Origin of the sequence: Dietzia cercidiphylli (assembly GCF_014145145.1) — a bacterium.
GTDB lineage: Bacteria > Actinomycetota > Actinomycetes > Mycobacteriales > Mycobacteriaceae > Dietzia > Dietzia natronolimnaea.
This window is the reverse complement of sequence record NZ_JAALEA010000496.1, coordinates 1-9,522: the sequence shown is the minus strand read 5'-3', so window position 1 is coordinate 9,522 and position 9,522 is coordinate 1. Positions and strand designations below refer to the sequence as shown.

Sequence of the window (9,522 nt, the reverse complement as noted above, 5' to 3'; positions counted from 1 at the left end):
ACATCCACGCCGACTACCTGTCCGGCACCCGCGAACTCGCGGCCGCCACCGGGGCGACCGTCTACGTCTCCGGCGAGGGCGGTGACGACTGGCAGTACCGCTTCGCCGCGGAGCGCCTGTACCACGGCGACCGGCTGACACTCGGCAACATCACCGTCGAGGCCGTGCACACCCCGGGCCACACGCCGGAGCACCTGTCGTTCCTCATCACCGACGGCGCGTTCGCCGATACCCCCGGGTACATGCTGACCGGCGACTTCGTCTTCTCCGGCGACCTCGGCCGGCCCGACCTGCTCGACGAGGCCGCGGGCGGGGTCGACACCCGTTTCGCCGGCGCCAAGCAGATCTTCCGGAGCCTGAAGGACTCGTTCGTCACGCTGCCGGACCACGTCCAGGTCTTCCCGGGCCACGGCTCGGGCAGCGCCTGCGGCAAGGCGCTCGGCGCGCTTCCGTCGACCAGCGTCGGGTACGAGCGTCGATACGCGTGGTGGGCGGGGTACGTCAACGACGACGACGAGGAGGGCTTCGTCTCCGAACTCCTCGACGGCCAGCCGGACGCGCACGCGTACTTCGGGCGGATGAAGCGGCAGAACCGGCAGGGTCCGGACGTCCTCGGACCGCTGGCCCCGCTGCGCCGTTACGACTCCGCGGAGGTGGCCGACGCCCTCGAGACGAACGAGGTCGTCGTCGTCGACACCCGCGGCCAGGACGAGGTCCACGCGGGCACCGTCCCCGGCTCGCTCAACATCCCCGGCGTCGACAAGGCCGCCTCCTTCGGCGCCTGGGTGTACGACCCCGAGTCCGAGGACACGCCCCTGGTGGTGCTCGCCCGGGACGTCGAGATGGCCGAGGCGTTGCGGGATCACCTGCTGCGGGTCGGCATCGACACCGTCACCGGCTACACCACCGGCCTCGAGGGTCTGCCCATGACGACCCCCGAGATGATCGGGCCCGACGAGCTGGACGCGTTCGACGCCGCCATGGTCCTGGACGTGCGGAACAAGACCGAGCACTCCGAGGGGCACATCCCGGGCTCCGACCAGCTCAGCGGCGGCCGGCTCCTGTGGAACCTCGACCGGCTCCCGACCGACGGGCCGATCGTGACGTACTGCCAGAGCGGCGTCCGCAACTCGGTCGCGGCCAGTGCACTGCGTCGCGCCGGCTACCACGTGGTCGAGCTCGAGGGCAGCTACGCCGCCTGGTCCGAGCGCACCCTCGTCTCCGCCTGAGCGGACCCACCGCACACCCCGGGGGCCGGACCACCCGTCCGGCTCCCGGCCGCGCGGCGACCCGCCGCCACTCCGACTCCCCACACGAAAGGGCCGACACCACCCATGCTCTCCAGCCTCACCCACGCCCCGACCATCGCCCCGGCCGACCTGCGCGATGCGATGCACTCGGACACCCCGCCCACCGTCATCGACGTGCGATCCGGCGCCGAGTACTCCTCGGTCCACATCCGCGGCTCCTACAACGTGCCGCTGCCCCTGCTCGCCGAGCACGGGGAGGAGTTCGCCTCCCGCCTGCCCGGACAGGTCGTGTTGATCTGCCAGTCGGGCAACCGCGCCCGCCAGGCGGGCCAGCGCCTCGAGTCCGTGGGCGTGGACCCCGACTCGGTGACCGTCCTCGACGGCGGGATCGCCGCGTTCGAGTCCGCCGGCGGCGAGGTCGTCCGCGGCGCGGGCCCGTGGGCGATGGACCGGCAGGTCCGCATGGCCGCCGGCTCCCTCGTGCTGGTGGGCGTGACGGCCTCGAAGGTGCTCTCCCCGAAGTTCGCCTACCTCGCCGGCGCCATCGGGGCCGGGCTGACCTACTCCGCCGCGAGCAACTCCTGCGCCATGGCCGCCGCCCTGTCGAAGATGCCGTGGAACCGCTCGGCCGACGAGCCCGGACTCGGCTCCGTGCTCGACTCGCTGCCCGCCCGCTCCTGACCCACCCGACCCCCGACACCGGAACCGGCGCCCCGCCGGAGAAAGGCACCTGACATGGAGATCACCACGATCATCGTCGTGGCCCTGGCCGTCCTGGTCGGACTGTCCCTGGGCCTGCTCGGCGGGGGCGGTTCCATCCTCGTCGTCCCGCTGCTCACCTACATCGGCGGACTCGATCCCAAGGAGGCCATCGCCACCTCGCTGTTCGTCGTCGGCGCGACCTCGCTGGTCAGCCTGTTCGGCCACGCCCGCAAGGGCAACGTCCGGTGGCGCACCGGCCTGATCTTCGGCGCCGCCGGCATGGTCGGCGCGTTCGGCGGCGGGTTGGCCGGCGGCTACATCCCCGGCACCGTCCTGATGGTCGCCTTCGCGATCATGATGATCGCCACCGCGGGCGCCATGATCAAGGGCCGCAGGGACCGCGACGGCCAGAGCACCACCCATCACCACCCGCTGTGGCGGATCCTGCTCGACGGTCTCGTCGTGGGCGCCGCCACCGGACTGGTCGGTGCGGGCGGCGGATTCCTCGTCGTCCCGGCCCTGGTGCTCCTGGCGGGTCTATCGATGACCGTCGCGGTGGGCACGTCCCTGCTGGTCATCGCCATGAAATCCTTCGCCGGACTCGGCGGCTACCTCACCTCGGTCAGCCTGGACTGGCCGCTCGTCGCCGCCGTCACCGCCGCCGCCATCGCCGGTTCCTTCGTCGGCATCCGGCTCACCTCGGTCGTCCCGGAGAAGGCGCTGCGCAAGGGGTTCGGCTTCTTCGTCCTGCTCATGGGAGCCTTCGTCCTGTCCCAGGAACTGCCCTTCCCCGCCGCACCGATCATCCTGGGCACCGTCGCCATCCTGGGCACTGCCGCGGCCACCTGCCTCCTCGCCGCCAAGGACCGCTGCCCGCTGAGATCCGCCACTCCGATCGCCGCGCGGGCCTCGTGACGCGGAGCTGAACGGCCCCGACCGCACGGACCACGGCCCGTGCGGTCGGGGCCGTTCCCGTCGACGCCGGTTGTCCTCCGACCGCGGTGCGCGCACCATTCGCGTCATGGATACAACTCTGCTCTGGGACGGCTGGGAACCGGTCGTCCACTCCGTCGTCATGGTCGTGTGCGGTTTCGTCGCCCTGGTCGTGATCCTCCGGGTATCCGGCCCACGCACCATGGCCAAGATGACGCCCCTCGACTTCATCGTGGCGGTGACCATCGGTTCGGCGTTCGGGCGCACACTCACCGCCACCGAGGTGCCGCTGGCGCAGACGGTCCTGGTGTTGGCGCTACTCGTGGGCGTCCAGTGGTTGTTCGCGGCGGTCCGCGCGCGGTCTCCGCGCGTCCGGTCCCTGCTGGACAGCCCGCCGATCCTCCTCTATTACCAGGGACGGATGCAGGGCAGGGCGCTACGGAGCCACCGCCTTCTCGAGGAGGACGTCCACACCGCGGCCCGGCAATCCGGGAAGGGTTCGCTCGAGCAGGTCGCGGCGGTGATCCTCCAACAGGACGGCAGCCTGGGGGTCATCGGTCGCGACGATCTGGGCGACGCCTCGAGCCTCCTGCCCTTCACGGGCCGACACGACATCCGTGACAACGAGGGCTGATCGAGGGATAGCTCGAGGGATAAAGAAATCATCCCCGACCGGTGGCGTGAGGAATATCACATCGTTACGGCGACCCCACTGCGCTAGGGAAAGGCGGGGTCATGGATCAATTCAACCGGAGGGCCTTTCTCGCGCGGGCGTCCCTGTTCGGTGCATTCGTCAGCGCGGGCGTCGCGTTTCCGGGCGCCCTGAACGGCTCCCTCGAAGCGGTGGGACGAGCGAACGCCCAGGGCACGGGGAGTGCCGTCCTCGACGCGGTCGAGGAGTTCTCCCTGGACACCATGCGGGCGCTGTGTGTGATGGTCATGCCCGGACCCGACGAGTGGTCGAGGCAACAGGGCACGCCGCGCGAGGACCCGGGACCGATCGAGGTCGGCGGCGGCGAGTTCATGAAGGACCTGTTCGACAACTACCTCGCGATGGGCGACCAGCTGGCCCGACCGCTCGCGCTGGGACTCGGGACAGCTTCGCCACCGTCGCCGAGGCCGTGGAGTGGATGCGTCAGTCCCGGGTCCAGATCCGGACATCCGGAGACCCGGTCACCGGCACCACCGTCACCGTCCACCTGGCGCTCGACGACCGCAGCGGCGACTCGGCGATCATCGAGTACATCGACGGCGAGCCCCACATCTGGCATGACCGGTCCTACACGGTGATGACCAATTCGCCGCCGTTCGCAGAGCAGCTCGAACGCCTCCACGAGATCGAGGGCTTCGGCGGTGACCGCCCGCTCCCCGGGGGCACGGACGCCGACGAGAGGTTCGCCCGCGCGGCCTTCTACCTGGACCGGCTCCCGGCGCCCGCCGACCGGACGAGGGCTGTCGCGGAGCTGCTGAGCGTGATGCGCAACGCGTCCCAACCGTTCCGCGTGCCGGATCCCGACCACCCCAACGCCTCCACCACCCTGTGGCGGACCATCACCGACCACGTCGACGGTGTGTACGTCTTCGAGGACACCGGTCGGCCCAACATCGTCTGGGTCCGGCTGGACGGCCTCGATCTGTCCGAGGGCGCACCCGTGCGCAAGCTCGACCTGGTCGCCGACACCGGGCTCGAGGGGGGCCTCGTCGGAGAGGTCAGCGCGCACTTCGAGGCGACGGCCCCCATGGAGTTCCTCCGCGCATCCTGAGAACGGCTCCCGGGCGCCCCGCCCGTCGACAGCCCAGCCCGCCGGGTGCCCTGCCCGTCCCCAGCCCCGCCCGTCGGGCGCCCGGGGCGTGCGCGACCCGTTCTCAGAAGACGCCGACCCCCAGCCGTCGGCGCGCCCGCAGGTCCCACAGGTTGAGCGTGTAGACCACGCGCAGCGGCCTGGACAGGACCATGTCGAGCGCGGCCGCGAGGTTCACGAGGACCCGTCGGCGCCTGAGATCCCGAGGGGTGATCGTCCAGCGCATCTCGTCACGGATCCGCTCGGGGACCGCGAACTTGGTCATGGACAGACTCCACGGCCCCAGGGTCTTGTGCGCGAGTGTCCCCAGCTGCTTCATCCGGACCTCGAGGACCGTGAAGTCGGCGAGTGCCTGGAGGTACTCGCGGACGGTGTCGTCGATCCGGACGCCGTCGATGCCCTCGGCGAATCGTCGCTGGTACTCGGCCCAGGTCGACGGCCAGCGGGCCTCGGGCACGTTCAGGGTGGTCCCGAGCGGTCGCGCGAGTTCGATCACCCGGTCGAGCTCCGCCTCCGACAGCGGCCCGTGCACCATCTCCCACTGATCGGTGTAGTAGCGGACCAGACACAGCGCCACCCACGTCTGTGAGGCCGCGGAGTTGGCGTTGTAGCGGACCGGACTGGACCCGGTGGAGTAGACCTGCGCGTGGATCTGCCGCACCGCCTCGTGGAAGAACTTCCGGTCCTCCTGGTTCCCCAACGTGGCCACGGCGAGGTACTGGGCGGTGGTCCTCCCGCGCTTGATCGGGCGGAGGTCACCGCGGCCCCGGTCCACCCGGCTCTCGACCACGCCGTACCCGACGGCGGGGTCGGCGAGTTGCATCACCACGTTCGCGGCGGGGAGCCAGAACCACAGGTGCGTGGACAGGTCCGGGAGGTGCCGGATCCTCATCGGGTCGAGGCCTGCGTCGACGGATCGCGTTCCTGGGTTCATCACGTCACTCCCTGTGCACTGCGCGTGCCGCGCGATCATGTCGTATGTGGCCGAGTTTCAGATCACATATATCTTACATTGGGATGCGAGGGGAAGGAACCCACCGCTCGACCGCTCGACCGGGACGCCGGGACGCCGGGACGCCGGGACGCCGGGACTGGCAGGATAGGGTTGCCTAACTTAAGGAGGCCCCCGTGGCAGATGAGCGCAAGCGCCCCACCCCGACCACCCTCACCGTGCTGCGCACCGAGACGGTGAGCGCCCACATGGTCCGGGTCGTCCTCGGCGGCGCGGGGTTCGACGCCTTCGCCCCGCGCGCGGAGACCGACAGCTACGTCAAACTCGAACTGCCCTCCGAGGACGGCCCCGTGGTGCGGACCTACACCGTGCGTCGCGTCGACCTCCCGGCCCGCGAGATCTGGATCGACTTCGTCGTGCACGGAGACGCGGGCGTGGCGGGGCCGTGGGCCCGGACGGTCGCGCCCGGGACCGACGTCACCGTCCGGGGGCCGGGCGGCGGGTACCGTCCCGACCCCGAGGCGGACTTCCACCTCCTCGCCGGGGACGAGACCGCGGTCCCCGCGATCTCCGCCGCGCTGGAGGCCCTGCCCGAGGACTCGGTGGGAGCGGTGTTCCTGGAGGTGGGAGACGACGACGACGAGGTGTCGCTCACCGCTCCGGAGGGGGTGCGGATCACCTGGCTGCACCGCGGGACCCCCTCCACCCACGCCGGCCCCGGACGGATCGACGGCGACGCGCCGCTGGTCGTCGCCCTCCGCGAGATGCCGTGGCCGGACGGCGACGTGCAGGTGTTCGTGCACGGCGAGGCCGAGACCGTGATGAAGCATCTGCGCCCCCTGCTGCGCTCCGGACGCGGCGTCCCGGCCCGGCGGGCCTCGATCTCGGGATACTGGCGCCGGGGCCGCACTGAGGAGGGTTTCCGCACCTGGAAACGCGAGTTGGCGGAATCGGAGCCGGATCAGCAACCCGTGAGGTGAGTCCCGGGTTACGCGGTCGGTGTGACCCGGTACCCTCATGTGCCAGCACTGTTAACGCATCCGGCCCCTCACGCTCACCCGTGACCGTAGACAAGGCATGGCACATGGCATTCTCACGCGCGACGCTCTTCACCGGACTGGTGGCCACCTCGGCACTCGTCCTCGCAGGCTGCACCGGCGGCTCCGACGATGACGCCGCCGGTGGCGGCGGCGAGTCCTACACGATCGGCATCAACCAGCTCGTCCAGCACCCCGCTCTCGACGCGGCCACCGCGGGCTTCAAGGAGGCCTTCGCCGACGCCGGTGTCGAGGTGGAGTTCAACGAGCAGAACGCCAACGGTGAGCAGGCCACCGCGCTGACCATCGCGCAGCAGTTCGCCGCCGACGACCTGGACCTCGCGCTGGCGGTGGCGACCCCGGCCGCCCAGGCGATGGCCCAGAACATCATCAACATCCCACTGCTGTTCACCGCGGTCACCGACCCGGTCTCGGCCGAGCTCGTCGACTCGATGGAGGAGCCGGGCGCCAACGTCACCGGCACCTCGGACGCCGCGCCGATCGACGAGCAGCTCGAGCTGCTCAAGGAGATCGTCCCCGACGCCGAGCGCGTCGGCATCGTCTACGCCTCGGGCGAGGTCAACTCGCAGGTCCAGGTGGACCAGGCCGAGGAGGCCGCCGGCCCGCTCGACCTGGAGATCGTCACCCAGACCGTCACCTCGGTCAACGAGATCCAGCAGGCCGTCGAGGCGCTCGGCGACGTCGACGCGATCTACGTACCGACCGACAACATGGTCGTCTCCGGTATCGCGGCTCTCGTCCAGGTGGCCGAGAGCAAGCAGATCCCCGTGATCGCCGCGGAGGAGGGCACCGTCTTGGGCGGCGCCGTCGCCACGCTGGGAATCGATTACACCGAGTTGGGCCGCCAGACGGGCGAGATGGCGCTGCGCATGCTGCGCGACGGCGAGGACCCGGCCACGATGCCCGTGGAGACCGCCGCCGAGTTCACCTACGTGGTCAACGAGGACGCCGCGGAGCGCCAGGGCGTCACCATCCCGGAGGACATCCTCGCCGAGGCTGAGAAGAAGTGATCGGCGCCGTCGAGGTAGGCCTCATCTACGGGGTCATGGCGCTGGGGGTCTTCCTGACCTTCCGCGTTCTCAACTTCCCCGACCTCACCGTCGACGGCAGCTTCACCACCGGTGCCGCCACCGCGGCGACGGGCATTCTCGCAGGCTGGAACCCGGTGCTCGCGACCCTCGCGGGTTTCGTCACCGGGTTCCTGGCCGGGATCATCACCGGCCTGCTGCACACCAAGGGCAAGATCGACGGCCTCCTGGCCGGGATCCTCACCATGATCGGGCTGTGGTCGGTCAACCTGCGGATCATGGGAAGCGCGAACGCGCCGTTGCTGCGGCAGGACCACGCGTTCACCCCGCTGCGCGAAGCCGGCATCCTCGGCACCTGGGGTGGCGTCGCCATCCTCGCGGTGGCCGTGGGACTGCTCGGCCTCGTCGTCGTCTGGTTCCTCACCACGAACCTGGGACTATCGATCCGCGCCACGGGCGACAACGGTCCGATGATCTCCTCGTTCGGTGTCTCCACCGACTTCACCAAGACCCTCACCCTCGCCCTGTCCAACGGCCTCGTGGGCATGTGCGGCGCGCTGTTGGCGCAGTATCGGGGCTTCGCCGACATCTCGATGGGCATCGGCCTGATCCTCGTGGGTCTGGCCTCGGTCATCCTGGGCCAGGCGATCCTCGGCCAGCGCAGGCTGTGGCTCGCGGTGTACGCCGTGATCGTGGGCGCGGTCCTGTACCAGCTCATCATCGCCATCGCGCTCGAGGTGGGGCTCAACCCGAACGACATGAGGGCGGTCACGGCCGTGCTCGTGGTGATAGCGCTTCTCGCGCCCAAGTGGAAATCCATGGGTGGTCGGTTCGGGCGCAAGCCCACGACCGCGGTCGCCGCGAACGAGCGCGCGGTGGCGGGCGCCGGGACCGCCGTCGACGCCGGGCCCGAGTCCGCCGACACCGCCGCGACCGGCGCCAAGGAGACCTGACGATGCTGACAGTCACCGATGTGTCCAAGACCTTCTTCCCGGGCACCGTCAACGAGCGCCGCGCACTCCACGGTCTCAGCCTCACGATGGCCGAGGGCGACTTCGTCACCGTGATCGGCTCCAACGGCGCCGGCAAGTCGACCCTGCTCAACGCCGTGTCCGGCCGGTTGATCGCCGACGGCGGCAGCATTCAGATCGACGGCAAGGACGTCACCCGGTTGCCCGATCACAAGCGCGCGAAGTACGTGGGCCGCGTCTTCCAGGACCCGCTGGCCGGGACCGCGCCCACCCTCACCATCGAGGAGAACCTGTCGCTCGCGGTCCTGCGGGGCAGGCGACGTGGACTCGGCCCCAGCCTGAACAAGAAGCGCCGCGCGCAGTTCGCCGACCAGCTCGCCATGCTCGAGCTGGGTCTCGAGGACCGGCTCACCGCCAAGGTCGGGTTGCTCTCGGGAGGCCAGCGACAGGCGCTCTCGCTCCTCATGGCCGGGTTCACCCAACCGCGGATCATGCTGCTCGACGAACACACCGCGGCCCTGGACCCGCAGCGGGCCGAGCTGGTCACCACGATCACCGAACGGATCGTCCGCGAGGGCGGGCTCACCACGCTCATGGTCACGCACAACATGGAGCAGGCCATCCGGCTGGGCAACCGGCTGATCATGATGCACGAGGGCCGGATCGTCTACGAGGCCGACGACCAGAAGAAGGCGTCGCTCACCGTGCAGGACCTGCTCAAGGAGTTCGCCAACATCAAGGGCGCGACGCTGTCCGACAAGGCGTTCCTGGGCTGAGGCCCCGCCTGGCCCCGCCGCCTCGGCCGGCCCGCCGCCTCGGCCGGCCC

At 70.4% G+C, this 9,522-nt stretch carries 10 protein-coding genes; 9 read left to right on the top strand and 1 reads right to left on the bottom strand.

Annotation, left to right across the window (positions count from 1 at the left end; translation table 11 throughout):
* The 5 genes from G6028_RS16250 to G6028_RS18115 all read left to right on the top strand — a co-directional run.
* Positions 1–1,229, top strand: a 1,229-nt coding sequence (locus G6028_RS16250) for an MBL fold metallo-hydrolase (protein ID WP_182659489.1), incomplete at its 5' end; no start/stop codon positions are given.
* Positions 1,230–1,334: 105 nt separating this feature from the next.
* Positions 1,335–1,931 (top strand): rhodanese-like domain-containing protein, encoded by a 597-nt coding sequence (locus tag G6028_RS16245; RefSeq protein WP_182659488.1) that lies wholly within the window; start codon positions 1,335–1,337, stop codon positions 1,929–1,931.
* A gap of 54 nt (positions 1,932–1,985) precedes the next feature.
* Positions 1,986–2,867, top strand: a complete 882-nt coding sequence (locus G6028_RS16240) for a sulfite exporter TauE/SafE family protein (RefSeq protein WP_182609803.1) — start codon at positions 1,986–1,988, stop codon at positions 2,865–2,867.
* A gap of 106 nt (positions 2,868–2,973) precedes the next feature.
* Positions 2,974–3,519: a DUF421 domain-containing protein gene (locus G6028_RS16235; RefSeq protein ID WP_095718483.1), complete on the top strand. Its 546-nt coding sequence runs from the start codon at positions 2,974–2,976 to the stop codon at positions 3,517–3,519.
* Positions 3,503–4,648 carry a linear amide C-N hydrolase gene (locus G6028_RS18115; protein ID WP_338404259.1) on the top strand — a complete coding sequence of 382 codons (1,146 nt, stop codon included), beginning with the start codon at positions 3,503–3,505 and terminating at the stop codon, positions 4,646–4,648. The genes G6028_RS16235 and G6028_RS18115 overlap by 17 nt, the downstream gene beginning before the upstream one ends.
* A gap of 103 nt (positions 4,649–4,751) precedes the next feature.
* Here G6028_RS18115 and G6028_RS16225 read toward each other — a convergent pair whose 3' ends face one another.
* Positions 4,752–5,621, bottom strand: coding sequence for an oxygenase MpaB family protein (locus G6028_RS16225; protein ID WP_182641648.1), 870 nt, complete (start codon positions 5,619–5,621; stop codon positions 4,752–4,754).
* 194 nt (positions 5,622–5,815) lie between these two features.
* Here G6028_RS16225 and G6028_RS16220 point away from each other — a divergent pair, with 194 nt between their 5' ends.
* The 4 genes from G6028_RS16220 (at position 5,816) to G6028_RS16205 (ending at position 9,472) form a co-directional block, all read left to right on the top strand.
* On the top strand, positions 5,816–6,619 hold the full coding sequence (locus G6028_RS16220; protein WP_182609805.1) for an SIP domain-containing protein: 804 nt from the start codon (positions 5,816–5,818) through the stop codon (positions 6,617–6,619).
* A 104-nt stretch (positions 6,620–6,723) separates the two neighbouring features.
* Positions 6,724–7,707, top strand: a complete 984-nt coding sequence (locus tag G6028_RS16215) for an ABC transporter substrate-binding protein (RefSeq protein WP_182659487.1) — start codon at positions 6,724–6,726, stop codon at positions 7,705–7,707.
* Positions 7,704–8,678: an ABC transporter permease subunit gene (locus tag G6028_RS16210; protein ID WP_182618301.1), complete on the top strand. Its 975-nt coding sequence runs from the start codon at positions 7,704–7,706 to the stop codon at positions 8,676–8,678. The genes G6028_RS16215 and G6028_RS16210 overlap by 4 nt, the downstream gene beginning before the upstream one ends.
* A 2-nt stretch (positions 8,679–8,680) precedes the next feature.
* The gene (locus tag G6028_RS16205) at positions 8,681–9,472 is read left to right on the top strand and encodes an ABC transporter ATP-binding protein (protein ID WP_182609808.1); all 792 of its coding nucleotides are present in this window, start codon (positions 8,681–8,683) and stop codon (positions 9,470–9,472) included.
* Positions 9,473–9,522: the final 50 nt, after the last annotated feature.